Below are 24,436 nucleotides of genomic sequence, written 5' to 3'. Positions count from 1 at the left end.
CGCATCGACCACCGGCGGCGCCTCGCAGAAGGTGACGATCCACTGATCCACCAGTCGGCGCTCTTCCTCCGTCATCCTGACGTCCGTGTCTGTTGCTGAGCCAAAGAGAAGTCCGGGCGCGCCAAAGGGTTCAGGCGGGATCTGCGTTATTCCGCGCGGCGACGATGGGCGGCGGGGTTTGCGCGGGCGCTTGGCCTCGCTATACCGCCGCCACGACATTCCCTTCCCCACAGTCACAGGCGGACCGCACGCATGGCCAAGATCAAGGTCGAAAACCCCATCGTCGACATCGACGGCGACGAAATGACCCGCATCATCTGGCAGATGATCAAGGACAAGCTGGTCTTCCCGTTCCTGGATCTCGAGCTGGACTATTACGACCTGGGCATGGAGAACCGCGACGCCACCGACGATCAGGTGACGATCGACGCGGCCCACGCCATCCAGAAGCACGGCGTCGGCGTGAAGTGCGCCACCATCACCCCGGACGAGGCCCGGGTGAAGGAGTTCGGCCTGAAGAAGATGTGGAAGTCGCCGAACGGCACCATCCGCAACATCCTGGGCGGCGTGGTCTTCCGCGAGCCGATCATCTGCTCGAACGTGCCGCGCCTGGTGCCGGGCTGGACCCAGCCGATCGTCGTCGGCCGTCACGCCTTCGGCGACCAGTACAAGGCCACCGACTTCCTGATGCCGGGCGCCGGCACCCTGTCGATCAAGTTCGTCGGCGACGACGGCCAGGTGATCGAGCATGAGGTGTTCAAGTCGCCGGGCGCCGGCGTCGCCATGGGCATGTACAACCTGGACGCCTCGATCCGCGACTTCGCCCACGCCTCCTTCGCCTACGGCCTGGCGCGCAACTATCCGGTCTATCTGTCGACCAAGAACACGATCCTGAAAGCCTATGACGGCCGCTTCAAGGACATCTTCCAGGAGGTGTTCGACGCCGAATACGCCGAGGAGTTCAAGAAGCGCGGCCTGACCTATGAGCACCGCCTGATCGACGACATGGTCGCGGCCGCGATCAAGTGGTCGGGCGGCTTCGTCTGGGCGTGCAAGAACTACGACGGCGACGTCCAATCGGACGTCGTGGCCCAGGGCTTCGGCTCGCTGGGCCTGATGACCTCGGTCCTGATGACGCCGGACGGCAAGGTGCTGGAGACGGAAGCCGCCCACGGCACCGTGACCCGTCACTATCGCCAGCACCAGAAGGGCGAGGCCACCTCGACCAACTCGATCGCCTCGATCTTCGCCTGGACCCGCGGCTTCAAACACCGCGCCAAGCTGGACGGCAACGAGGCCCTGGGCGTCTTCGCCGACACCCTGGAGAAGGTGGTCGTCGAGACCGTGGAGTCGGGCGACATGACCAAGGACCTGGCCCTGCTGGTCGGCGATCAACAGGGCTGGCTGACCACCGAAGGCTTCCTCGACAAGGTCGCCGAAAACCTGAAGGCCGCCCTGCCGGACGTCGGCTGAGCCCGTCCTCAAGCCGTCAGCGCGGCAGGACAGCGAGCATCCTGAAGCCGCGCAAAGCGCGGCAGGACAACAGCCGTCCTCAAGCAGAGCGAAGCGCGGTAGGACACCAAGAGAGAGAGAGAGAGAGAGAGAGAGACAGCCCCGCCGGATCCGTCCGGCGGGGCTTTTCGTTGCGTCCTCCGATGGGCCGTGCATGATCGGGCCCACTGTGGGGGAAGCGACGTGAAACGGTTGTTCGGCAATCTGGTGGTTCTGGCGCTCGTGACGGCGGTCGCGGCCTTTTTTGCGGCGCCGGCGGTGGGCTTTTTCGCCATCCGGTCGGCGGCGGAGGCGGGCGACGTCCAGGGCCTGACCCGGCTGATCGACTTCCAGGCCGTTCGCCAGTCGTTGCGGCCGCAGCTGAGCGGCGGGGTTCAGGCGCCGGCGCCCTCCTTCCTCGAAGACCCGATCGGGGCGGTAAGGCGCCAGATGGAACGGACCCCGGTGCTCAACGCCCCGGACGTCGACGCCTATTTGACTCCGGCGGCCATCTCGGCCCTGACGCGGGGCGAGGGGCGCTACGCCAGCCACTGGTCCGGCGCGGTTGCGCCCCAGGCGGGGGCGGAAACACCCAAGCCCTGGCCTCGGCCGGTGTTCTGGAGCGTGAACCGGGCGCGGATGGCGGTTCAGGACCAGGGCGGATCGCGCACCGTCTTCACCTTCGAACGGCGGGGGCCGTTCGAATGGGTGCTGGTCCAGATCGGCCTGCCCGACGGGGCGGCGCCGGCCGCGCCCGCGCCGGCTGAGCCCTCGTCGAAACCCTAGACGCAACATCCGGCCCGTCTCGACGTTTCGGCTGAAGGAGCACCCATGAAGAAGATCGCCATTGGTCTGGTCGCGGCCATTCTGGGACTGGCCCTTGTCGCCTGTTTCATCTCGCCCTTCGTGGCGGCCCAGAGGCTGATCCGAGCGGCGCGGACGGGGGATGTGGCGGGCCTGGAGCAGACGGTGGACTTCCCCGCCTTGCGCGCCAGTCTGAAGGCCGAGCTGAACGCCCGGGCGGCGATGGAGATCCGCGATCGGACCGGCGAGAACCGGGCTCTGGCCGCCCTGGGCATGATGTTGGCGCCGTCCCTGGTCGAGGGCGCCGTGGACGGCCTGGTCACGCCAGAGGGCGTAGCCGCCATGGTCCGGTCGGGCGACAAGCCCCGGCCCGAAAAACCGGTCCCGTCGGCCGATACGCCGGCGACGCCGAAGGAGCGGATTCATCAGTCCTGGGCCTATCGCGGCGTCAACCGGTTCGCCGTCACCCTGACCCGCGACGACCGACCCGACGACCCCCTGGTGCTGATCATGGAGCGGCGGGGGCCGTTGAGCTGGAAACTGGCGGGGGTGGATCTGACGCCGGACCCGATGGGCTAGGCGCGGCGATCGCCCTCTCCGTCGCTGGATCGCTTCGCGATCGACGCGACACCTCTCCCGCAGGCGGGAGAGGGTCGGGGTATGCTCAGGCCTTCAGCGCCTCGCGGACGGCGGTGAGGCCGTCTTCGGCCTTGGAGCCGTCGGGGGCGCCGCCCTGGGCGAAGTCGGGCTTGCCGCCGGCGCCCTGGCCGCCCATGGCGAGGACGGCGGCGCGGGCCAGGGCGGCGGCGTTGACGCGGTCCGTCAGGTCCGAGGTCACGGCGACAGTGACGGCGGCCTTGCCCTCGGTCACGCCGATCAGGGCGACAACGCCGGTTCCGACCTGTTTGCGGAAGTCCTCGGCCACGCCGCGCAGCCCCTTGCCGTCCACCCCGTCCAGGACGCGGGCCATCAGCTTGATACCCCCGATCTCTTCCGGCGCGGATGACCCGCCCGAACCTCCGCCCAGGGCCAGTTGCTTCTTCAGCTCGGCGACCTGTTTCTCCAGCGTCTTGACCGAACCCTGAAGGGCCTCGACCCGAGCGGGCACGTCGGGGGTCTGGATCTTGAAGTCGCGGGCCAGCTTGCGGGCCACGCCGGCCTGACCTTCCAGATAGAGGCGGGCCGCCTCGCCGGTCAGGGCCTCGATACGGCGGACGCCGGCGGCGACGCCGGTCTCCTGAACAATCTTGAACAGGCCGATGTCGCCGGTGCGGGCGACGTGGGTGCCGCCGCAGAGTTCGACCGAATAGGGGGCGTTGTCGCTGGTCAGCGACCGGCCCAGCGTCAGCACCCGGACCTCGTCGCCGTATTTCTCGCCGAACAGGGCGATGGCGCCGGCGGCGATGGCGTCGGCGGGGGCCATCAGCTTGGTCTCCGCCGGGACGTTCTGGCGGATGACCGCGTTGACCTCGGCCTCGATGGCGGCCAGCTCGTCCTCGGTCACGGGGGCGCCGTGGCTGAAGTCGAAGCGCGCGCGCTCAGAATCGACCAGCTGGCCCTTCTGGGCGACCGCCGGGCCCAGCACATTCTTCAGGGCCGTGTGCAGCAGGTGAGCGGCCGAATGGTTGGCGCGGGTGGTCATACGCTTGTCGGCGTCCACCAGTTGGGCGACGCGGGCGCCCATCTCCAGCCGGCCGGCCGTGATCTGGACCGACAGAACGTGCAGGTCGCCGGCGTGCTTCTTGACGTCGAGAACTTCGGCCTCTCCGCCCGGCCATTCCAGCGTCCCCTGATCGCCCGTCTGACCGCCGCTTTCGGCGTAGAAGGGGGTCGTATCGAGCAAGACCTCGACGATCTCGCCGGCCTCGGCCGCCTCGACGGGCGCGCCGCCGTTCATGACGGCCAGGACCTCGCCCGAACCATCTAGAGAGTCATAGCCGGTGAAGACGGTCGGCCCCATGCGGTCGCGCACGGCCAGCCATTCGCCGGCGTTGGCCGACTGGCCCGAGCCCTTCCAGTTCTCGCGCGAGCGCTGGCGCTGTTCGGCCATGGCGGCCTCGAACCCGTCGACATTGACCGAAAAGCCGCGACGACGCGCCTCGTCCTGGGTCAGGTCCAGCGGGAAGCCGTAGGTGTCGGACAGGGTGAAGGCCGTCTGGCCGTCCAGCATGTCGCCCGGCTTGAAGCCCTGAACCGCCGTGTCGAACAGGGCCATGCCTCGGCCGAGCGTGGTGCGGAACCGGACCTCTTCCTGTTTCAGCGTGTCCTCGATGAAGGGCTGGGCGCGGGCCAGTTCAGGATAGGCGTCGCCCATCTGATCGACCAAGGTGGGGACCAGACGGTGCATCAGCGGGTCGGCCGCGCCCAGCAGATGGGCGTGGCGCATGGCGCGGCGCATGATCCGGCGCAGCACATAGCCCCGGCCTTCGTTCGACGGGGTCACGCCGTCGGCGATCAGGAAGGAGGAGGAGCGCAGGTGGTCGGCGATGACCCGGTGGCTGGCGGCCTGGTCGCCGGCGGCCTTGGTCGAGGTGGCGTCTTCCGAGGCGGCGATCAGGGTCTTGAACAGGTCGGTCTCGAACACTGAATGCACGCCCTGGAGCACGGTGGTCATCCGCTCCAGACCCATGCCGGTGTCCACGCTGGGCTTGGGAAGGTTGCGAACGATCTGGTCGTTCTCCTTCTCGAACTGCATGAAGACGTTGTTCCAGATCTCCACGAAGCGGTCGCCGTCCTCATCCGGCGAGCCGGGAGGGCCGCCGGCGACCTTGTCGCCGTGGTCCCAGAAGATCTCGGTGCAGGGACCGCAAGGCCCTGAGTCGCCCATGGCCCAGAAATTGTCCGAGCCGGCGATGCGGATGATCTTGTCGTCGGAGAAGCCCGTGACCTTCTTCCAGATGGCGGCGGCCTCGTCGTCGTCGATATAGACGGTGACCAGGAGGCGCTTGGGATCCAGGTCGAAGTCCTGGGTCACCAGTTTCCACGCCCGGTCGATGGCGTGTTCCTTGAAATAGTCGCCGAAGGAGAAGTTGCCCAGCATTTCGAAGAAGGTCAGGTGACGGGCGGTGTAGCCGACATTGTCCAGGTCATTGTGCTTGCCCCCGGCGCGGACGCATTTCTGCGAACTGGTGGCGCGCGGATAGGGCGGCTTGGACGCGCCGGTGAAATAGTCCTTGAACGGCACCATGCCCGCATTGACGAACAGCAGGGACGGATCGTTCTGCGGCACCAGCGGCGCCGAGTGCACCTTCTCGTGACCGTCGGCCGCGAAGAAGTTCAGATAGGTGGCGCGGATCTCGTTCAGGCTGGGCATTTGGGCGTGTCTTCGGCTCGGCGGTCGCTAAGGAACCGGCGTCATATAGGGTTTTGTCGGGGAACGCATCATCTGGGCGAGGTGGGGACCGGCCAGATGACCACGCTGTCTCCTCCCCGCCTGCGGGGAGGGGGACCGCGAAGCGGTGGAGGGGGTCTTGAAGTCCCACTGCCGCCTGTTCTTCGTGCTTGAAGAACCCCTCCGTCACGGCGCTGAAGAAGCGCCGCGCCACCTCCCCGCGAAGCGGGGAGGAGACAATGGGCCAGCCTCACACCTGCGGCGGCGGACCGAACTTGCCGGACTGGTAGTCCTGGATCGCCTGGATGATTTCCTCGCGGGTGGTCATGACGAAGGGGCCGTGGCTGAAGACCGGTTCGTTGATCGGTTCGGCGTGGCCGAGCAGGACGACGGCGTCCCTGCTGGCCGTGATCTCGACCGCGTCGCCGTCGCCCAGGGCGGCCAGGTTCCATTCGGGCACGGGGGTTCCGGCGACCGACACCTGGCCGTTGATCGCATAGAAGAAGACGGTGCGGCCGGGCGCGACCGGGACTTCGAACCGGGCGCCGGCGGGCAGGCGGACGATGGCCAGATGGATGTCGATCAGCGACTGGATCGGCGCCTTGACCCCCAGCCATTCGCCGGAGACCGGCTCGACCACCACGCCGCCCTCGGTGGTGAAGGTGGGGATGTCGGCGGCCTGAAGCCCCACATAGGCGGGCCGGGTCATCTTCAGCCGGGACGGCAGGTTCACCCACAGCTGCAGGATCTCCATCGGCCCGCCGTCGCGCTTGAAGTCGGCCGGCGACAGTTCGGCGTGGATCAGGCCCGAGCCGGCGGTCATCCACTGGATCCCGCCCGCCTTGATGATGCTCTCGCCGCCGCCGGAATCGTTGTGGGCCAGCTCGCCGTCCAGAATGAAGGTGACGGTCTCGAACCCCCGGTGCGGGTGCGGGCCGAAGGGCAGGCCGGCGTTGTTCGGCGGATAGGTCTGGGGGCCGTGATGGTTCAGGAACAGGAAGGGATCGACCTGATCCAGGCCCGGACCGGGCACCGGCCGACGCGTGATCAGGTCGCCGATGTCATCCCGGTGGGCCGGATGCAGCCGAAGGACGGGGCGGGGCGTGGTCTCGGTCATGGGCCCCATATAGGGGCAGGCGCGGCTTTGGCGAGCTTGGCGGCGCGCCGCGATCCAAAACCCAGGGCGCCGCGTAAAACCTGCATCTCAGGCGGAGCGTGGATCGATCATGCCTTGAATATCGCGATTTCGACACGCATCGGCCTGAGCGACGCTAGAATCCGCTAAGTGATCAACGGTCCGTTGACACCGTCCCTCTAGGGTCACAAAAGCCTTCGCAACCGCACACGGCGATTGAATTCATTCGCTTTTGAGAAGCATTCGCATGACTCAGCCCAAGCCGAACCCGGGGGTTGCATCGGGCGACCGAACCGGTCGTTTCGTCATCCAGCCCAACGGCCATCTGACCCCGCTCTCGCCCCATATGGGAATCTGGCGCTGGCACGTGACCATGGCCGCCTCGATCCTGTTCCGGGCGACCCTGATCGCCGGCACCGTCGGCCTGGTCTTCGTCGTCGCCTGGCTGGGCGCCCTGGCCTTCGGGCCCGAGGCCTATGAGACGGCCTTGGCCTTGGCGGGCTCGCCGCTGGGCTTGTTCGTCGGCTTCGGCCTGACGGTGGTCCTGTTCTCCTTCATCCTGAACGGCGCCCGCCACACGATCAACGACACCGGCAACGGCCTGACGATCAAATCGGCGACGACCCTGTCCAACATCGCGGTCTGGGCGCCCGTTCCCCTGGCGATCCTGTTCTGGGTCGTCCTGTTCGCTGTCGGGAGGGTTTCGCTGTGAGCGGCGCCGCCAAGTTCAAGAACAACGTCAAGATTTCCGAGCGCCACGGCGCCGGCGAATGGCTGGCCGAGCGGGTGCTGCTGACGGCCCTGCTGCCGCTGGGCGTCTGGGTCGCCTCGACCGGCTTCACCCTGGCGGGCGCCTCTTATGACGCCGTCATGACCTGGTTCGCCAGGCCGCTGAACGCCGGCCTGATGGCGGTCACGGCGGTGCTGCTGTTCGGCTACCTCAGCCTGGCCTGGAAGGTCATCCTCGAGGACTATGTGCCCCAGGTCGGCGCCCGCAAGGCCCTGACGGGCCTGCTGAACCTGGTCCTTCTCGTGCTGGCGGCCGCCAGCGTCTTCTTCATCGTGCGGCTGGCGCTGGGTTCTGCGCCCCTGCCCGCCGGTTTCGGAGCCTGATCCCCAGATGGCCGCTTACGAACTGATCGATCACGAATATGACGTCGTCGTCGTCGGCGCCGGGGGCTCGGGCCTTCGCGCGGCCCTCGGCGCCGCCCAGCAGGGGCTGAAGGTCGCCTGCGTCACCAAGGTCTTCCCGACCCGCTCCCACACCGTCGCCGCCCAGGGCGGCATCTCCGCCTCGCTCGGCAATATGGGCGAGGACAGCTGGCAGTGGCACATGTACGACACCGTCAAGGGGTCGGACTGGCTGGGCGACCAGGACTCGATCGAATATCTGGTCAGGAACGCCCCCAAGGCCGTCTATGAGCTGGAACACTGGGGCGTGCCCTTCTCGCGGACCGAGGAAGGCAAGATCTATCAGCGCGCCTTCGGCGGCATGACCCGCAACTTCGGCGAAGGCCCGGTGCAGCGCACCTGCGCCGCCGCCGACCGCACCGGCCACGCCATCCTGCACACCCTTTACGGCCAGTCGGTGCGCCGCGAGGTGAAGTTCTTCATCGAATATTTCGCGCTGGACCTGATCATGCAGGCCCAGTCTGATGGAACTCAGGCCTGCACCGGCGTGACGGCGCTGCAACTGGACAACGGTCAGCTTCACCAGTTCCGCGCCAAGATGGTGGTTCTGGCGACCGGTGGATACGGCCGGGCCTATTTCAGCGCCACCTCGGCCCACACCTGCACCGGCGACGGCAATGCGATGGTGCTGCGCGCCGGCCTGCCGCTGCAGGACATGGAGTTCGTCCAGTTCCACCCGACCGGCATCTACGGCGCCGGCTGCCTGATCACCGAGGGCGCCCGCGGCGAGGGCGGTTATCTGACCAACTCGGAAGGCGAGCGCTTCATGGAGCGTTACGCCCCGACCGTGAAGGATCTGGCCCCGCGCGACATGGTCAGCCGCTCCATGACCATCGAAATCCGCGAAGGCCGCGGCGTGGGCCCGAACAAGGACCACATCTTCCTGCACCTGGACCACCTGGACCCCAAGATCCTGCACCAGCGCCTGCCGGGCATTTCCGAAAGCGCCAAGATCTTCGCCGGCGTGGACGTCACCAAGGCGCCGATCCCGGTCCTGCCGACCGTCCACTACAATATGGGCGGCATTCCCACGAACTATCACGGCGAGGTGCTGACCCTCCGTGATGGAAACCCCGACAGCGTGGTGCCCGGCCTGATGGCCGTGGGCGAGGCGGCCTGCGTCTCGGTGCACGGCGCCAACCGCCTGGGCTCCAACTCCCTGACCGACCTGGTGGTGTTCGGCCGCGCCGTCGGCCTGCGCTGCGGCGAGGTGGTGGACAAGGCATCGGCCGTGCCCAGCGCCTCCAAGGCCCAGACCGACGCCCACCTGGCCCGACTGGACCGCTTCCGCAACGCTGACGGCTCCACCCCGACGGCTGAGCTGCGGCTGGCGATGCAGAAGGCGATGCAGGCCGATGCGGCGGTGTTCCGCACCGGCGACACCCTGCAACAGGGCACGGACAAGCTGCGCGCCATCGACGCCGCCGGTTCCGACATCAAGACCACGGACCGCGGCCTGATCTGGAACACGGATCTGATGGAAACGCTGGAGTACGACAATCTGATTGCCCAGGCCGTCGTCACCATCGAGAGCGCCCTGAACCGCACGGAATCGCGCGGCGCCCACGCCCGCGAGGACTATCCGGACCGGGACGACGCGAACTGGATGAAACACACCCTGGCGTGGAAGCGCCCGGGCGAACAGGTCCAGATCGACTACCGCCCCGTGCACAATTACACGATGTCCGACGACATCGCGTACATCGAGCCCAAGGCTCGGGTTTACTGAGGTCGAACGCAGATGGTTCAACTCTCCCTCCCCCGCGGCTCCAAGCCCACCAAGGGCAAGGTCCACAAGGCCCCGGCCGGCGCCAAGAACGTCAAGACCTACAAGGTCTACCGCTACGACCCCGAGGTCGACGCCGACCCGCGCTGGGACGTCTATGAGGTCTCGTCCGACGATCACGGGCCGATGCTGCTGGACGCCCTGATCCACATCAAGAACACCATCGACCCGACCCTGTCGTTCCGGCGCTCGTGCCGCGAGGGCATCTGCGGCTCCTGCTCGATGAACATCGACGGGCGCAACGCCCTGGCCTGCACCAAGGGCTGGGAAGAGTGCCAGTCGCACAACATCACCATCTCCCCCCTGCCGCACCAGCCGGTGGTCAAGGACCTGGTGACGGACCTGAGCCTGTTCTACGCCCAGTACGACTCGATCCAGCCCTATCTCCAGTCGGACGAGCCCGACCCCGAGAAGGAACGGCTGCAGACCCCGGCCGAGCGCGAAAAACTGGACGGCCTGTACGAGTGCATCCTGTGCGCCTGCTGCTCCACCTCCTGCCCCAGCTACTGGTGGAACCAGGAGGAGTATCTGGGCCCGGCGGCCCTGCTGCAGTCCTATCGCTGGATCTCCGACAGCCGCGACGACGCCACCCAGAAGCGTCTGGACGACCTGGAAGACCCGTTCAAACTGTACCGCTGCCACACCATCATGAACTGCGCCCAGGTCTGCCCCAAGGGCCTGAACCCGGCCAAGGCCATCGCCGAAACCAAGAAGCTGATGGTCGCCCCCGGCCGCAAGAAACAGGCGGCCTGATCCAGACGGCTTGGCCGCCGACGCCGCCGCCTCCATGACCGCCGGAAGCCTGCTGTTCGCCTATGGCACGCTGCAGGACCCGGCGGTCCAGACGGCCGTCTTCGGCCGCGACCTGGGGCCGGGCGCCCCGGACCGACTGAGCGGTTTTCGCCTGTCGCACATCCCCGTCGACGACCTCCAGGTCACGGCCGAGACCGGCCTGACCCACTATCCGATCCTGATCCCGACGCCGGACGCCGCCCCGCCCGTCCCCGGCCGCCTCTACCCCCTGACCCCCGCCGACCTGACCGCCGCCGACGCCTATGAGGGCGAGGCCTATCGCCGGGTGCGTGTGACGACGGAGGCGGGCGTGGGGGCGTGGGTGTATGTGGCGGCGGAGGGGTGAGGGGTGGATTTGCGCCAAGAGCGGACATCAGCGGTCGATCGGAAAGTAGACATCCAAGAGCGTTCGCCGGCGCAACTACGTTCCTAGACTCCGCGATTAGCGCCTAGCGCGGAAGCAGCCGGCCGCGGCCGCGTCATGCATCGTGACCCCGCTCCCGAGCTGAACCCGAAGTTGCGATTCCAAGTTGGCGCGCGCAAATGTAGTGAAAGTGAGGCGCCCCCCTCTGGTCCCTCGATCATTATGAGAGTCCAGGGGGTTGATAGCCGATCTGCTTCGCCGACGGGAGCGGCCGTGCGGCGGAGCTGATCAAGTTGCGCAGCCGAACGGCCGCGGGGTTCAGGCGCACCGCCTCCGGGGTCAGTCCCCCGTGCGCCGAGTGCGGCCTGACGTGGTTGTAGTCGATGCGCCAGCGCTCGATGACGGCGCGGGCCTCGGCCAGGGTGGCGAAGACCTCCTCGTTCAGACACTCGTCGCGGAGCCTGCCGTTGAAGCTTTCGACGAAGCCATTCTGCTGCGGCTTGCCCGGCGCGATGTAATGCCAGGCCACGCCGGTGCGGTTGGTCCATTCCAGGATGGCCCGGCTGGTCATCTCGGTCCCGTTGTCGCTGACGATCATGGCCGGACGCCCGCGTCGGGCGATCAGCCGGTCCAACTCGCGCGCCATGCGTGAGCCGCCGATCGAGGTGTCGACCACCAGAGCCAGGGCCTCGCGCGTGAAGTCGTCCACGATGCACAGGATGCGGAAGCGTCGGCCCCACGACAGACTGTCGGCCACGAAGTCCAGCGACCAGCGCTGGTTTGGGCCGTCCGGCAGGGCCATGGGCGCACGGGTTCCGGTGGCCCGCTTGCGGCCCCGTCGCCGTCGCACCGCCAAGCCTTCCTCCCGATAGAGCCGGAACAGCCGCTTCTTGTTCATGCTGAGGCCCTCCCGTTGCAACAGAATGCCCAAGCGCCGGTAGCCGAACCGGCGGCGCTCAGCCGCCAGGCTGCGCAGGCGCTCGCGCACCTCCACATCGCCCTGTTCAGGCTCGCGACGCACCGTCTTCGGATCGATCTGAACCAGCCCGCAGGCGCGCTTCTGGGAGAAGCCGCGCTCCGCCATCAGACGAAGCACGGCCGCTCTGCGCGCTGCAGGCCCGATCAGTTTTTTCCCAGAAGATCCTTCAGCGCCGACACGTCCAGCATCGACTCCGCCAGCAGCTTCTTCAGCCGCCGGTTCTCGTCTTCCAGCGCCTTCAGCTTCGTGGCGTCCGACACGCTCATGCCGCTGTACTTCGCCTTCCACCGATAGAAGGTCTGCTCGCTGATCCCGTGCCTTCGGCATACCTCCGCCGTCGGGCTTCCGGCCTCCTGCTCGCGCAGCACGCCTATGATCTGCGCTTCGTTGAACCTGCTCTTCTTCACGTCCGTCTCCTTGATGAAACGGACTCTCACTCAAAACGAGGGATCAGGAAGGGGGCGCCTCACATGTAGTCGATTATTCCCTGCTCCTCGTGGGGGTCGCGGTCGGGGCTGTACCGCCACATCTCTTCCGGCGGGACCGGGTGATCATGGACGATGCAGTCGTCCGACTCAGGGTTGTCGTTTTCGGCCATGCGCAATGCTACCATCTCGACACACCGTGTCAGAGGCTGCCGTAAGCGGATACTCCCAGAGTCCGACATGAGTCAGGTTCAGCCTCCTGCGCCCACTTGAACCGCCCCAGCCCTCCATCCGCCCTTGCACCATCCCCCCGTCTTGATATGAGCGGGCCATGGCCAGCATCACCTATATCGAGCATGACGGAACCGAGCACGTGGTCGACGTGAAACCGGGGCTTTCCGTCATGGAGGGCGCGATCCGGAACAATGTGCCGGGGATCGATGCGGATTGCGGCGGGGCCTGCGCCTGCGCCACCTGCCATGTCTATGTGGATGAAGCCTGGCGCGAGGCGACGGGCAAACCCTCGGCCATGGAGGAGTCGATGCTGGACTTCGCCGAGGAGGTCGAGCCCAACAGCCGGCTGTCGTGCCAGATCCGGGTGTCGGAGGCGCTGGACGGCCTGGTCGTGCGTCTGCCGCAGAACCAGCACTGAGAACCCGCCCCAAGACCCCGTACTGAGGTCAGGCCGCCCGGCGCCTTTGTCGTCGGCGCGCGTTGCAGGACGGCAGTGTTTCCAAGGCCGAGTTTCCCCATGCGTCTGTTCGGATCCAAGCCCGCCCTGCCCGCCGATCGACGCGGCGAGGCTCGTCGCACCGTCAATGCGCGCGGCGTGGTCAGCGCGGCGGGGCTGGAGACGGTCTGCGTCATCGTCGATCTGTCGGACACGGGAATGCGGCTGAGGCTGGACCGCAGCGCGGCCCTGCCCGCCCAGGTGGTGGTGATCGATGTGGCCGAGGGCCTGGCCTATGAGGCGGCCCTGGTCTGGCAAAAGGGGCAGGAGGCGGGTCTGAAACAGACGGGCGCCAAATCCCTGCGCGGCCTGGCGCCCGCCCGGCTGGCCGGGGCGCGCGACGCCTGGGTGAGGGCCGGGGCCGCTAGGCCTACATCCCCGCCGGCATGGCCCCGGCGTTGATGGCGATCCGGCCGATCAGCCCCTTGACGATCAGGTCCAGGGCCGAGCCCTCGCGATAGTCGGCAGCGGCGACGAAATTGACCCGATCCTCCGAGATCAGGGAATAGACCTTCTTCTGGTCCTTCTCGTTCGAGCGCGGGTCATAGACGGCGATCGAAAAGCCGCCCTTGGTGTGCATCATCTTCATGGTCGGCACGTCCGTGTCGCCGTCGCCGATGAAGATCATCCGGTCGAAGGGGACCGGCCGCTGGTCGTCGGGGATGAAGTGGTTGATCCGCTCGTGCTCCCAGTGGTTCTTCACCCCCTTGTTGATGCGGAACAGATACTGGGTCTTGGTGGTGTAGTTGACGCCGACCGCCGGCCAGGCCGCCTCGCCCTTTTCGTCATAGACATAGTGGGAGGCGAAGACGTGTGTCAGGGCGGGCCGGATCGGCGTGCCGTCGATCATCTCCTCCAGCCCGGCCGAGACGATATAGTGTTCGATCTCCAGCCCGTATCGGGCGCCGAAGGCGTTCATCCGGTCGAACCAGCTGAGGTCCTTCAGACCTTCGAACAGGGCCACCGCCTCGCCGTGGCGACGCAGGGTCTCGCGCGTCACCGGGGCGCCGTTCTGGCGCGCATGGTGCAGCATCAGCTGCATGTACATCAGTATGCCGTCGCCGTCGGCGTCCTTGGTCAGGGCCTCGGCCTCGCCCCAGAAGGCGCCGACGTCCATGCCCACCGAGGGGATGAAGCTGACCTCCTGCATGTTGCCGCGCGCCAGGGTGCCGTCGAAATCATAGATCAGGGCGGTCTTGAGCGGGGGCGCGGCAGAGGGGGCGTCGGCCATGGGCGAGGTCCGGAAGAGCGGCAGGGAACCCCGCCCTCTATATCAGCCGGCCTCCTGCGTCGATCTCCGCCTCTGACCGAAGGTCGGGGCCGCCGCCTTCTGCTCGGCCCAATAGTCGGCCCCGGTGGTCGGTTTGAACATGGTGCGGGGCGTGCCGTCCTTGGCCACCACAGCGAAGGTGTTGGTCGAGGCCTGATAGATCAGGGTGTCGCCGTTCGGCCGTTTCACCGTCTCGGCGTCGCCGGGCGGCCGGGTGGTGAAGGCGGTCACCTTGTCCAGATAGGCTTCGGCCGAGGCCGCGCCGAAATCGGCGCCGTTGCGCGCATAGAGGCGGGCGATCTTGGCGTCCACCGTTTCCCGCCGGCTGGCGGTCAAAACCGGCTTGGCCGTTTCCGCCGCAGTCGCCTCGACCGGCGCGGAGGACGGGTCGCCGGCCCCGACGGGCGCCGACGCCGTCCGATCGCGCGTCTGCACCGCCGAACTGTTGTCGCAAGCCGCCAGACCCATGAGGCCGCACAGCATCAAGCCAAACGAGACCGGAACGGCCCCTCTTATCCTCAGCGCGATCATCTTCCCCTCCAACACTCGCTTAAGGCGACGTAAGCACAACTCTATTGTTCGCGCAATGTTCTTTTTGATCGTCTCGACGCCGTCGCCTGAGACCGCTAGAGCGGGGCCATGGACATGCGCGCGCTTACCGACCGAAAGGTGCTGTTGATCGTCGGCGGCGGCATAGCGGCCTATAAGGCGCTGGAGCTGGTGCGTCTGATCGCCAAGGGGGGCGGCGAAACCCGGGTGATCCTGACCGAAGCGGGGGCCGAGTTCGTCACACCCCTGTCCCTGGCGGCGCTCAGCGGCCATCCGGTGCGGTCCGGCCTGTTCCACCCGGACGACGAGACCAGCATGGGCCATATCGAGCTGTCGCGCTGGGCCGATCTGGTGGTCGTGGCGCCGGCGACGGCCGGGCTGATCGCCAAGGCGGCCAATGGGATCGCCGACGACCTGGCCTCCACCACATTGATCGCCACGGACAAGCGGGTGCTGCTGGCGCCGGCCATGAATGTGCGGATGTGGGACCACCCGGCGGTCCAGGCCAATATGGAGCGGCTGAAATCCTTCCCCGGCTTCCACGGCGCGGCCGTGGTCGGACCGGATGAGGGCGAGATGGCGTGCGGCGAGTACGGACCCGGCCGAATGGCTGAGCCGGCGGCCATACTGGAGGCGATCCAGGGCCTGCTGGGCGGCCCCCGGTCACTGGCGGGCCGGAAGGCAGTGGTCACGGCCGGCCCCACCTTCGAACCGATCGACCCCGTGCGCGGCCTGACCAATCGCTCCAGCGGCAAACAGGGCTACGCCGTCGCCGCCGCCCTGGCCCAGCGGGGGGCGGAGGTGACGCTGGTGTCCGGCCCCACCGCCCTGTCCGCTCCGCCCGGCGTCACTCGGATGGAGGTGGAAAGCGCCCTGGAGATGAAGGCGGCGACGCAAGCCGCCCTGCCGGCCGACATCGCCGTCCTGTCCGCCGCCGTGGCCGACTGGCGTGTGGACACCGTCGCCGGGGGCAAGATCAAGAAGGGGCCGGGCGGGCCGCCGACCCTGGCCCTGATCGAGAACCCGGACATTCTGGCCGGGGTCGCCGCGCCGGGACCGAACCGGCCCGCCCTGGTCATCGGCTTCGCCGCCGAGACCACCGATCTCGAGGCCAACGCCCGCGCCAAATTGTCGAGGAAGGGCTGCGACTGGATCGTCGGCAACGACGTCTCGGACGAGGTGTTCGGATCCGACGGCAACGCCGTTCTGCTGGTCACCGCCCAGGGCGCCGAGGTCTGGCCCCGCCAATCCAAGACCGCCGTCGCCCAGGCCCTAGCCGACCGTATCGCCGACCATTTCAAGAGCGCCCAATGACCGAAGCCGTCTCCGTTCAGATCCTGCGCCTGCCCCACGCCGAGGGCCTGCCCCTGCCCGCCTATGAGACGGCCGGGTCGGCGGGCATGGACCTGCGCGCCGCCGTGCCCGAGGACCAGCCCCTGACCCTGGCGCCGGGCCGGCGCGCCCTGGTGCCAACGGGGCTGAAGATCGCCCTGCCTTTGGGCTATGAGGCCCAGGTCCGCGCCCGCTCGGGCCTGGCCCTGAAGCACGGGATCATCTGCCCCAATGCGCCGGGCACGATCGACAGCGACTATCGCGGCGAGTGCGGCGTCATCCTGGCCAATATCGGCGATGAAGACTTCGTCATTCGCCGGGGCGAACGCATCGCCCAGCTGGTGATCGCCAAACACGAACGGGCGGACTGGATCGAAGTCGAGACCCTGGACGACACCGCGCGGGGCGCGGGGGGGTTCGGTTCGACGGGGCGGTAGGGCTCACCTGAAGGCGGGACCACGGCCTCAGGCCGGCCTTGTCGGAGACGGCGCCGCCCCGGCGCGCTGATCCGATTGCGCGCCGCTCAGGCCGTCGCGGCCACGGCGGCCTCGCCTCGCACGGCCGCCTCCAGCGCCGAGGCGAGGCGCGCCGGGTCGATCGGCTTGGTGACGAAGTCGTCCACCCCCACCGTCGCCCAGGCCGCGCGATGGGTCTCCAGGGCGTTGGCCGTCAGGGCGATGACCGGCGTGCCGGCATTGGGCCCGTCCGAGCGAATGGCCCGCGTCGCCGTCAATCCGTCCATAACCGGCATCTGCATGTCCATCAGAATGGCGTCGAACCGGCGCAGGGCCGCCGCCTCCACAGCCTCCTGACCGTTTTCGGCGAAGGTCAGGACACACCCCATGGGCTCGAGCAGCAGGGCCACGATCCGACGATTCACGGGGTGATCGTCCACCGCCAGAATGTCCAGCCCGTGTGCGAAGGTCGAGGGTGCGCTGACCGCCAGGGTCGCCGAGGGGGCGGCGGCGATCCCCATCGGCAGATCGACCGTGAAGATCGAGCCTTCTCCCAATCGACTTTCGACCGACACGGACCCGCCCATCAGCTGGGCCAGTTTGCAGGTGATGGCCAGGCCGAGGCCTGAGCCCCCGTGCCGGCGCGTCACCCCCGCGTCGACCTGTTCGAACACGTCGAAGACATAGGGCAGGCGGTCGTCGGGAATACCGCATCCGGTATCGGTCACCGCGACGGTCAACCGGCCCAGGGCGGCGTTCCAGCGGGCGCGGACCTCGATCCGTCCCGTCGCCGTGAACTTGACGGCGTTCGAGACGAGATTGAACAGAATCTGTTGCAGCCGCAGCGGATCGGTCCGCACGTGGCGCGGCAGGTCGTCAGGCAGGGAGACCTCAAAGGCGACGCCGGCGGCCTGCGCCTTGGGCGCCCACATCCGCTCGAGAGCCTTCAGCTTGTCCACCAGATCGACGGGCGCCTCTTCCAGCTCCATCTTTCCGGCCTCGATCTTCGAAAAGTCGAGAACGTCGTTCAACAGGCCGATCAGAACCTCGCTGGCGTCCTTGAGCATCACCACGTGCTCTTTCTGCGCCGGATCGAGCTGGGACCGTTCCAACAGATTGGCCGAAGTGACCACCGCATTCATGGGGGTGCGGATTTCGTGGCTGACCACGGCGAGGAAGTCGGATTTGGCGGCGCTGGCCACCTCGGCCCTGCGGCGCTCCTCCTGAGCGCGGTCGTTGGCGATCTGAATGGCGCGGTTGGTCTGTGAACTCTGCCGCACCGCGACCAGCAGATGGGTCATGTACAGGACGCAACCCACGGCCACGAGAAGATCGGTAGGCTGGCCCAGGACATAGCCGTGGATGACGGGCAGGGCCAGAAAATAAACGACGGGCGGCGTGGCGGCGCTGATGAGGATTTCACGCTCATGATAGAGGTGTATGGTCACATGAAGCAGCGCCCCTGCGATTAGGATGCTGCCGAACACCATCTGGGACCCACCCCCGTCCGCCCACAGATAGGCGGCGATGGCGGAATAGAAGACGCTGTTGACGAACAGGCTGATGCAGGCGGCGATCCTGAGCCCCCGCGAGGGCGTTCCCCCTCCCAGCCTGCGGATGGCGCCGAAGACGATCCAGTCGGCCGACTGTCCGGCGAAGACCAGCGCCAGCCAGATCGCCGGCCATTTCGACGGCGCTAGCGCCCAGACGGTGCAGGCGATGAAGACGGCGAAGCCGACCCTGACCTTAATTTCGCGTTGCCTGGCCTCGGCGATCCGTGCGTAACGCGCGTGCATTCTTGTGTTTCTCCCGGCCTGCAGCATGCACGGGATTCCCTAACCGCGGCTTTCGCCGGGCCGAGGGACACTACCTAGGGTCGGAGGGTCGCCCCTGCGCGTCTCACACCTTCGACAGGATCAGGGTTCCGTTGGTGCCGCCGAAGCCGAAGCTGTTGGACATGACGTGGGTCAGCTCGCCCTCGTGGCGCTGACGCAGGATCGGCATGCCCTCGAAGGCCGGATCAAGGGTCTCGATATGGGCGCTCTCGGCGGCGAAACCGTTCTGCATCATCAGCAGGCAGTAGATGGCCTCTTGAGCGCCCGCCGCGCCGAGCGAGTGGCCCGTCAGCGACTTGGTCGAGGAGATCATCGGCATCTGATCGCCGAAGACGGCGCGCACGGCCTCCATCTCCTTCGAATCCCCGACCGGGGTCGAGGTGCCGTGCGGGTTCAGATAGTCGATCTTCGGATTGCCGGCCTGTTCCAGGGCGATCTTCATGCAGCGCTGGGCGCCCTCGCCCGAGGGGGCGACCATGTCGTAGCCGTCGGAATTGGCGCCATAGCCGGTGACCTCGGCATAGATGGTCGCGCCGCGCGCCTTGGCCCGCTCATATTCCTCCAGCACCACTATGCCGGCGCCGCCGGCGATGACGAAGCCGTCGCGGTTGACGTCATAGGCGCGCGAGGCGACCGAGGGGGTCTCGTTGAAGTCGGACGACATGGCGCCCATGGCGTCGAACATGTTCGACATGGACCAGTCGATGTCCTCGCAGCCGCCGGCGAAGACCACGTCCTGCTTGCCCCACTGGATCTGTTCGACCCCGGCGCCGATGCAGTGGGCGGAGGTCGCGCAGGCTGAGCTGATCGAATAGTTGACGCCGCGCATCTGGAACCAGGTCGACAGCACGGCCGAGGGGCCGGACGCCATGGCCTTCGGCACCGCGAACGGCCCGATGCGCTTAGGCGAGGTCTTTTCGATGGTGGTGGCGGCGGCCTGAAGGATGACCTGGGTCGAGGGGCCGCCCTCGCCGACGATCAGGCCGATGCGGTCGTCCCGGATTTCCTCGGCCGTCATGCCCGACGACTTCAGCGCCTCTTCGAAGGCGATATGGCCCCAGGCCGTGCCGTTGGCCAGGAAGCGGGCGGCGCGGCGGTCCACCAGTTCCTCCCACGGGCCGATCTTGGGCGGGGCCCAGACCTGGCTGCGGAAGCCGTATTTGGCGTGATCAGGCGCATGGACGACGCCCGAACGGGCTTCGCGCAGGGACTGGGTCACCTCTTCGGCGCCGTGGCCGATGGAAGAGACGATGCCCAGGCCGGTGACGACGACACGACGCATGGTGTTTCCTTACTCTAGCTTCTCGACCCTGGGGGTCTTCCGCGCTGTCCGCGGTTATATAGGTGTTCAGGCGCCCGCCTGCTCGTCCTTGGCGGCGCCGAAGAGTCCCACCCGCATGTCGTTGCAGGTGTAGATCACCTCGCCGTCGGCCTCCAGCACGCCGTCGGCTATGCCCATCACCAGTTTGCGATTGATCACCCGTTTCAGGTCGATCTTGTACACGACCTTCTTGATGTCCGGCGTCACCTGGCCGGTGAACTTGACTTCGCCGACGCCGAGCGCTCGGCCGCGGCCGGGCCCGCCGATCCAGCCCAGATAGAAGCCGACCAGCTGCCACATGGCGTCCAGACCCAGGCAGCCGGGCATGACCGGATCGCCGATGAAGTGACACTGGAAAAACCAGAGGTCGGGATGGATATCCAGCTCGGCCTCCACATAGCCCTTGCCGTGGGCGCCGCCGTCGGCCGTGATCTGGGTGATCCGGTCGAACATCAACATAGGCGGCGCAGGCAGTTGGGCGTTGCTGGGACCGAACAATTCGCCGCGCCCGGAGGCGAGAAGGGCCTCGTGATCGAAGGACGAGGGATATTGGGACTGGGTCAAGGCGATTCCGTCAGGTCTGCTGTTGCCTGCGGGTTACACGACCGCGCCGCTTCGCTCAACAGCGGCGGTCATCGACCCTTCAGCCTCGACCGGTTCCCGCAGGCCGGTTGGCGTTGCATAGCGCGCGTTGCTGGACGCCGAAGACGGCCCTTTCCTGAATCCAGCCGCGCAGGCGGCGCGCCCGCACCCGGCACCAGCCGTCCTCACATTCGTCCAGCGACACCAGGGACCGGGGCGACAGGCGCGCACGGACCGCCGAGGCCTGGGACTTGCCGGCGTGGATCATCACCTCTTCGGCCGAGGTGTTGAAGACATAGCGGCGGCCGGAAGAGACGGTGCGGTGAATCCAGGCCACGGCCCCGTCCGGATCGCAGATCTTTCGCCATTCGGTCGTCTCGGCGATCACCTGGACCGGCAGGCCGGCGGCGCGATACTCCCACAGGATCGGATAATCCAGCCCCGGCCCCTGGCGGGCGCGGACGTGGGAGGACTTCAGCGAGATCCAGCGCGGCACCTCCAGCCCCGTCGGGGTGGGGCGCCCATCGGGCATGGTCGCGCCGGCGCCGGCCATCACCCCCAGGCCCAGAACGGCCAGGGCGACGGCGGTGCGGCGTCGCAGGCTTTGGAAGATGGCGGCGGCTTTGCTAGACACAGTTGGAACGACCCGTCGCGCGGGCTTCGATCCTGAACCATCGCCCGCTAACCAAGGCCCGCAATGTCCGTTCGCAAGCTTAAGGTCGTATTAACCAGACGCCTGCCGGACGCGGTCGAAACGCGGATGCGCGAACTGTTCGACGCCGAGCTGAACCTTAAGGACCAGCCGATGGACCGGGCGGCGCTGGAGGCGGCGGTTCAGCGGGCGGAGGTCCTGGCGCCCACCATCACCGACCTCATTGACGCAGACCTGATCAACGGCGCCGGCGAACAGCTGAAGATGATCGCCAACTTCGGCGCCGGGGTCGACCATATCGACGTCGAGGCGGCCGTGGCGCGCGGCATCATCGTCACCAATACGCCCGGCGTCCTGACCGAGGATACGGCCGACCTGGCCATGAGCCTGATCCTGGCCGTCAGCCGCCGCATCGTCGAAGGGGCCCAGGTGGTGGCCGAAGGCCGTTTCGAGGGCTGGACCCCGACCTGGATGTGCGGGCGCAAGCTGTGGGGCAAGCGGCTGGGGATCGTCGGCATGGGCCGGATCGGCCAGGCCCTGGCCCGCCGCGCCAAGGCCTTCGGCCTGCAGGTGCATTATCACAATCGCAAGCCCGTCTCGGACCTGATCGCCGAGGAGCTGGGCGCCACCTATTGGGACGATGTGGACCAGATGCTGGCGCGGATGGACATCGTGTCCCTGAACTGTCCAGCCACACGGGAGACTCATCATCTTCTGTCGGCCGAACGCCTGGCCCGGCTTCAACCCCACGCCATACTGATCAACACCGCGCGCGGCGAACTGATCGACGAGGCGGCCCTGGCCCAGGCGGTGGCGGCGCGGGCGATCGCCGGCGTGGGCCTGGATGTGTTCGAACATGAGCCGGCCATCCATCCGGGCCTGATGGGCCATCCGAATGTGGTCCTCCTGCCCCACCTCGGTTCGGCGACGCTGGAGGCGCGCCAGGACATGGGCGACCGGGTCATCGCCAATGTCATGACCTTCCAAAACGGACATCGCCCGCCCGACCGGGTCATTCCGGCCATGCTTTAGGACCTGCGATTTCACAGGAGTGTCGGGGCGGCCTCATACCCCTGTCGAAAACGCCGATCACTGGAGGAACCGCCGCGATCAGGGATCGTTTCGGCGGCCTGTAAGGGAAGCGTGCGTTGGACTCCTACTATTGTATCGTCAACCTGCCGGGTGTTCCGGTGCGTGACATCTGCGTTCTGAAGGCCGAGGACGATCGCGCCGCCGACCGGGCCCTGGCCGATGTGGCGGCGACTTGGCCGGGATTCGAAACTCTTTGCCTCTATTGCGGCGAGCGGCTGGTGACGGTGCTCAGCAATCCTGCCCTGGGCTTCGCCGCTCCCCTGCCCGAGTTGGCCCTGGACGACGTGCGGTTCGAAACCGCCGCCTGAGTCGGACAAATCAGCCGCCGCAAACCGGGCATGCGGGATCAGGCGCGATCCGCACCGTTCGCGCCGTTCCCGCCAGGCCGTCATAGATCAGCAGCCGCCCCTGAAGGCTCTGACCCGCGCCTACGATCCATTTGATCGTCTCCAGGGCGGCCATCGAACCGATCACCCCCGCCAGGGCGCCGACGACCCCCACACGCGCGCAGGTCTCCGCATCCGGCGGAACCTCGGGCGTCAGGCACTGATAGCAGGGCCGACCCGCAAACACCCCCACCTGACCGCTCCACCGACCCAGGGCGCCCGAGACCAGGGGCTTGCCCGCCGCCACACAGGCGGCGTTGACCGTATGGCGCGTGGCGAAGTCGTCGGTTCCGTCCAGAACCAAGTCGAAGTCGGCGATCCGGCGCGCTGCGTTTTCGGGCGTCAGACGTTCGGCGCAGGTCTGGATCGCGACATGCGGATTGAGGCCGGCCAATCTGTCCCGCGCCGCCTCCACCTTGGCCCGACCCACGTCGGCGGTGGCGAAAAGGATCTGACGCTGAAGATTGGACAGGGCCACGACGTCGTCGTCGATCAGGCCCAACGTCCCGACGCCCGCCGCCGCCAGATAGAGGGCGGCCGGCGCTCCGACCCCGCCCGCGCCGACGACCAGGACGCGGGCGCGCTTCAGCGCCTGCTGCCCCGGCCCTCCGACCTCGGCCAGCACCAGATGGCGGGCGTAGCGTTCGACTTCATCGTCAGAAAAGGCCATGCCCGTCTCTAGACCGTCGGCGAGGGCGGTGGAATGGCGCGTGCGGCCCCGTCAGCGCGTCCCATCGAGGGCCAGACGGGCGTCGGCGATCACCTGATCCACTTCGAAGGTCACTTCCGACAGGAGCCGCGTCCCGGCCAAACGGGTCAAGATCGGTTCAAGACTGGGCAGGGGGTCGATCTGGGCCATGGCCCATTGCGGAAAGAGACGCCGGTCCACCGGCGTATCGACCAGGACCCGAATATTCTGATGACGGCGGTCGGCCGCCAGCCGGCCCATCAACCGCTCCAGATCAACCCGCCCGCCTTCCAGCAGCTGGAAGAATCGGTCCTGATGCCGCAGCAGGAAACCGGTCACGTGGTCGCGCCGATTGTTCCGATCCGAGGCCCCGATGATGTCGATCAAGGGCAGAAGCCCCGCGCCCGCGTCGCCCACGGCGTCGCTGACATAGAAGATGCGAAACAAACTCATAGGGTACTCATACGCTTAACAACTCGACCGACGAAAAAGGCTCTAGGAGCGAGAGGGTTAACGAAGCCCCCTTGGTTCGACCCATCGCACACTGCGGCCGGCGCCGCTCTCGCTTAGGTTAAGGCTGACGGACGCCGGAACCTCTGCGGTAGCCAGGTAAGGCCAAGGAAATGTGACACACCCCTCAACAGGCGAGCGAGGCTTGATCGCGACGGGCCGCCGCTCCATCTGCGGACCATGACCCAATCCAATTTTCCCGACTGGCACGGCACCACGATACTGGCGGTTCGCAAAAACGGCCGCACGGTGATCGCCGGCGACGGCCAGGTCTCGATGGGACCGACCATCGTCAAGGGCGCGGCGCGAAAGGTGCGGACCCTGGCCGGCGGCAAGGTTCTGGCGGGGTTCGCCGGGGCGACGGCCGACGCCTTCACCCTGATCGAACGCCTGGAGGCCAAGCTGGAGCAGTACCCGGACCAGCTCGCCCGGGCCTGCGTCGATCTGGCCAAGGACTGGCGCACAGACCGCTATCTGCGGCGGCTGGAGGCCATGCTGCTGGTGGCGGACAAGACGTCGATCTTCACCGTCACCGGCGTGGGCGACGTGCTGGAGCCGGAGCATGGGGTCGCGGCCGTCGGTTCGGGCGGCAACTACGCCCTGTCGGCGGCCCGCGCCCTGATCGAGGAAACCGATCTGGACGCCGAGGCGATCGCCCGCAAGGCCATGAAGATCGCCGCCGAAATCTGCGTCTACACCAACGGCAATCTGACGGTGGAGACCCTGGGGGACTGAC

The 24,436-nt window shown here is 67.4% G+C and carries 27 protein-coding genes; 15 read left to right on the top strand and 12 right to left on the bottom strand.

Annotation, left to right across the window (positions count from 1 at the left end; translation table 11 throughout):
• Nucleotides 1-252: 252 nt before the first annotated feature.
• The 3 genes from ACW178_RS03680 (at nucleotide 253) to ACW178_RS03670 (ending at nucleotide 2,874) form a co-directional block, all read left to right on the top strand.
• The gene (locus ACW178_RS03680; RefSeq protein WP_152949378.1) at nucleotides 253-1,473 is read left to right on the top strand and encodes an NADP-dependent isocitrate dehydrogenase; all 1,221 of its coding nucleotides are present in this window, start codon (nucleotides 253-255) and stop codon (nucleotides 1,471-1,473) included.
• 222 nt (nucleotides 1,474-1,695) lie between these two features.
• Entirely contained in the window at nucleotides 1,696-2,277 is a 582-nt protein-coding gene (locus ACW178_RS03675) for a DUF2939 domain-containing protein (protein WP_191554886.1), read from the top strand.
• 45 nt (nucleotides 2,278-2,322) lie between these two features.
• Entirely contained in the window at nucleotides 2,323-2,874 is a 552-nt protein-coding gene (locus ACW178_RS03670; RefSeq protein WP_191554885.1) for a DUF2939 domain-containing protein, read from the top strand.
• An 85-nt stretch (nucleotides 2,875-2,959) separates the two neighbouring features.
• Here the strand turns inward: ACW178_RS03670 and alaS are convergent, their stop codons facing one another.
• The gene (gene alaS, locus ACW178_RS03665) at nucleotides 2,960-5,608 is read right to left on the bottom strand and encodes an alanine--tRNA ligase (protein ID WP_191554884.1); all 2,649 of its coding nucleotides are present in this window, start codon (nucleotides 5,606-5,608) and stop codon (nucleotides 2,960-2,962) included.
• A 268-nt stretch (nucleotides 5,609-5,876) separates the two neighbouring features.
• Entirely contained in the window at nucleotides 5,877-6,743 is an 867-nt protein-coding gene (locus ACW178_RS03660) for a pirin family protein (protein ID WP_287105976.1), read from the bottom strand.
• A gap of 265 nt (nucleotides 6,744-7,008) precedes the next feature.
• Here ACW178_RS03660 and sdhC point away from each other — a divergent pair, with 265 nt between their 5' ends.
• The 5 genes from sdhC to ACW178_RS03635 are packed head-to-tail and all read left to right on the top strand — an operon-like array spanning nucleotide 7,009 to nucleotide 10,876.
• Complete coding sequence (gene sdhC, locus ACW178_RS03655) at nucleotides 7,009-7,473, top strand: succinate dehydrogenase, cytochrome b556 subunit (protein ID WP_287105978.1); 465 nt, start codon at nucleotides 7,009-7,011, stop codon at nucleotides 7,471-7,473.
• Nucleotides 7,470-7,874 carry a succinate dehydrogenase, hydrophobic membrane anchor protein gene (gene sdhD, locus ACW178_RS03650; RefSeq protein WP_287105979.1) on the top strand — a complete coding sequence of 135 codons (405 nt, stop codon included), beginning with the start codon at nucleotides 7,470-7,472 and terminating at the stop codon, nucleotides 7,872-7,874. The genes sdhC and sdhD overlap by 4 nt, the downstream gene beginning before the upstream one ends.
• Nucleotides 7,875-7,881: 7 nt before the next feature.
• A complete protein-coding gene (gene sdhA / locus ACW178_RS03645) occupies nucleotides 7,882-9,681 on the top strand; it encodes a succinate dehydrogenase flavoprotein subunit (protein ID WP_191557858.1) in 1,800 nt (599 codons plus the stop codon).
• Between the two features lie 12 nt (nucleotides 9,682-9,693).
• A complete protein-coding gene (locus ACW178_RS03640; protein WP_191557857.1) occupies nucleotides 9,694-10,491 on the top strand; it encodes a succinate dehydrogenase iron-sulfur subunit in 798 nt (265 codons plus the stop codon).
• Between the two features lie 10 nt (nucleotides 10,492-10,501).
• Complete coding sequence (locus ACW178_RS03635; RefSeq protein ID WP_183216151.1) at nucleotides 10,502-10,876, top strand: gamma-glutamylcyclotransferase family protein; 375 nt, start codon at nucleotides 10,502-10,504, stop codon at nucleotides 10,874-10,876.
• A gap of 238 nt (nucleotides 10,877-11,114) precedes the next feature.
• Here ACW178_RS03635 and ACW178_RS03630 read toward each other — a convergent pair.
• Both ACW178_RS03630 and ACW178_RS03625 read right to left on the bottom strand, forming a co-directional pair.
• Nucleotides 11,115-12,280 (bottom strand): IS3 family transposase gene (locus ACW178_RS03630; protein ID WP_191559183.1). Its coding sequence is split into 2 segments (ribosomal slippage): nucleotides 11,115-12,022 and nucleotides 12,022-12,280, totalling 1,167 coding nucleotides; the frame shifts between segments, so codons are not numbered across the junction.
• Nucleotides 12,281-12,339: 59 nt separating this feature from the next.
• Nucleotides 12,340-12,471 carry a hypothetical protein gene (locus tag ACW178_RS03625; RefSeq protein ID WP_287105767.1) on the bottom strand — a complete coding sequence of 44 codons (132 nt, stop codon included), beginning with the start codon at nucleotides 12,469-12,471 and terminating at the stop codon, nucleotides 12,340-12,342.
• A gap of 158 nt (nucleotides 12,472-12,629) precedes the next feature.
• On the opposite strand from ACW178_RS03625, the gene ACW178_RS03620 reads away from it, so the two are divergent.
• Both ACW178_RS03620 and ACW178_RS03615 read left to right on the top strand, forming a co-directional pair.
• The gene (locus ACW178_RS03620) at nucleotides 12,630-12,950 is read left to right on the top strand and encodes a 2Fe-2S iron-sulfur cluster-binding protein (RefSeq protein ID WP_054764560.1); all 321 of its coding nucleotides are present in this window, start codon (nucleotides 12,630-12,632) and stop codon (nucleotides 12,948-12,950) included.
• 99 nt (nucleotides 12,951-13,049) lie between these two features.
• Nucleotides 13,050-13,430, top strand: a complete 381-nt coding sequence (locus tag ACW178_RS03615) for a PilZ domain-containing protein (RefSeq protein WP_287105765.1) — start codon at nucleotides 13,050-13,052, stop codon at nucleotides 13,428-13,430.
• Here ACW178_RS03615 and ACW178_RS03610 read toward each other — a convergent pair.
• Together ACW178_RS03610 and ACW178_RS03605 are read right to left on the bottom strand one after the other, a co-directional pair.
• Nucleotides 13,399-14,259, bottom strand: coding sequence for a haloacid dehalogenase-like hydrolase (locus tag ACW178_RS03610; RefSeq protein ID WP_054764558.1), 861 nt, complete (start codon nucleotides 14,257-14,259; stop codon nucleotides 13,399-13,401). The two genes, ACW178_RS03615 and ACW178_RS03610, sit on opposite strands and share 32 nt — an antisense overlap.
• 42 nt (nucleotides 14,260-14,301) lie before the next feature.
• The gene (locus ACW178_RS03605) at nucleotides 14,302-14,829 is read right to left on the bottom strand and encodes an S-type pyocin family protein (RefSeq protein ID WP_224764303.1); all 528 of its coding nucleotides are present in this window, start codon (nucleotides 14,827-14,829) and stop codon (nucleotides 14,302-14,304) included.
• 108 nt (nucleotides 14,830-14,937) lie between these two features.
• Here ACW178_RS03605 and coaBC point away from each other — a divergent pair, with 108 nt between their 5' ends.
• Together coaBC and dut are read left to right on the top strand one after the other, a co-directional pair.
• The gene (gene coaBC, locus ACW178_RS03600; protein WP_183216161.1) at nucleotides 14,938-16,161 is read left to right on the top strand and encodes a bifunctional phosphopantothenoylcysteine decarboxylase/phosphopantothenate--cysteine ligase CoaBC; all 1,224 of its coding nucleotides are present in this window, start codon (nucleotides 14,938-14,940) and stop codon (nucleotides 16,159-16,161) included.
• Nucleotides 16,158-16,616: a dUTP diphosphatase gene (gene dut, locus ACW178_RS03595; RefSeq protein ID WP_183216163.1), complete on the top strand. Its 459-nt coding sequence runs from the start codon at nucleotides 16,158-16,160 to the stop codon at nucleotides 16,614-16,616. The genes coaBC and dut overlap by 4 nt, the downstream gene beginning before the upstream one ends.
• A gap of 86 nt (nucleotides 16,617-16,702) precedes the next feature.
• On the opposite strand, the gene ACW178_RS03590 is transcribed toward dut, so the two are convergent.
• From ACW178_RS03590 to ACW178_RS03575, 4 genes are all read right to left on the bottom strand, one after another.
• A complete protein-coding gene (locus tag ACW178_RS03590) occupies nucleotides 16,703-18,430 on the bottom strand; it encodes an ATP-binding protein (protein WP_183216165.1) in 1,728 nt (575 codons plus the stop codon).
• Nucleotides 18,431-18,533: 103 nt separating this feature from the next.
• Entirely contained in the window at nucleotides 18,534-19,751 is a 1,218-nt protein-coding gene (gene fabB / locus ACW178_RS03585; RefSeq protein ID WP_287105262.1) for a beta-ketoacyl-ACP synthase I, read from the bottom strand.
• 66 nt (nucleotides 19,752-19,817) lie between these two features.
• Nucleotides 19,818-20,354, bottom strand: a complete 537-nt coding sequence (gene fabA, locus ACW178_RS03580; RefSeq protein ID WP_287105261.1) for a 3-hydroxyacyl-[acyl-carrier-protein] dehydratase FabA — start codon at nucleotides 20,352-20,354, stop codon at nucleotides 19,818-19,820.
• 79 nt (nucleotides 20,355-20,433) lie between these two features.
• The gene (locus ACW178_RS03575) at nucleotides 20,434-21,006 is read right to left on the bottom strand and encodes an SH3 domain-containing protein (protein WP_224761158.1); all 573 of its coding nucleotides are present in this window, start codon (nucleotides 21,004-21,006) and stop codon (nucleotides 20,434-20,436) included.
• A 63-nt stretch (nucleotides 21,007-21,069) separates the two neighbouring features.
• Here ACW178_RS03575 and ACW178_RS03570 point away from each other — a divergent pair, with 63 nt between their 5' ends.
• Both ACW178_RS03570 and ACW178_RS03565 read left to right on the top strand, forming a co-directional pair.
• The gene (locus ACW178_RS03570) at nucleotides 21,070-22,056 is read left to right on the top strand and encodes a 2-hydroxyacid dehydrogenase (RefSeq protein WP_287105257.1); all 987 of its coding nucleotides are present in this window, start codon (nucleotides 21,070-21,072) and stop codon (nucleotides 22,054-22,056) included.
• A gap of 116 nt (nucleotides 22,057-22,172) precedes the next feature.
• The gene (locus tag ACW178_RS03565; protein WP_054764550.1) at nucleotides 22,173-22,424 is read left to right on the top strand and encodes a hypothetical protein; all 252 of its coding nucleotides are present in this window, start codon (nucleotides 22,173-22,175) and stop codon (nucleotides 22,422-22,424) included.
• Nucleotides 22,425-22,434: 10 nt separating this feature from the next.
• On the opposite strand, the gene ACW178_RS03560 is transcribed toward ACW178_RS03565, so the two are convergent.
• Nucleotides 22,435-23,172: a HesA/MoeB/ThiF family protein gene (locus ACW178_RS03560; RefSeq protein WP_287105253.1), complete on the bottom strand. Its 738-nt coding sequence runs from the start codon at nucleotides 23,170-23,172 to the stop codon at nucleotides 22,435-22,437.
• A 51-nt stretch (nucleotides 23,173-23,223) separates the two neighbouring features.
• On the bottom strand, nucleotides 23,224-23,643 hold the full coding sequence (locus ACW178_RS03555) for a BLUF domain-containing protein (RefSeq protein WP_152949361.1): 420 nt from the start codon (nucleotides 23,641-23,643) through the stop codon (nucleotides 23,224-23,226).
• Nucleotides 23,644-23,880: 237 nt separating this feature from the next.
• On the opposite strand from ACW178_RS03555, the gene hslV reads away from it, so the two are divergent.
• Nucleotides 23,881-24,435 (top strand): ATP-dependent protease subunit HslV, encoded by a 555-nt coding sequence (gene hslV, locus ACW178_RS03550; protein ID WP_152949360.1) that lies wholly within the window; start codon nucleotides 23,881-23,883, stop codon nucleotides 24,433-24,435.
• The last annotated feature ends 1 nt before the right edge of the window (nucleotide 24,436 follow it).

It is taken from the genome of Brevundimonas sp. AVps4, assembly GCF_058681525.1.
Note: the sequence above shows the minus strand (reverse complement) of the source record. Positions and strands in the feature narration are given on the sequence as shown.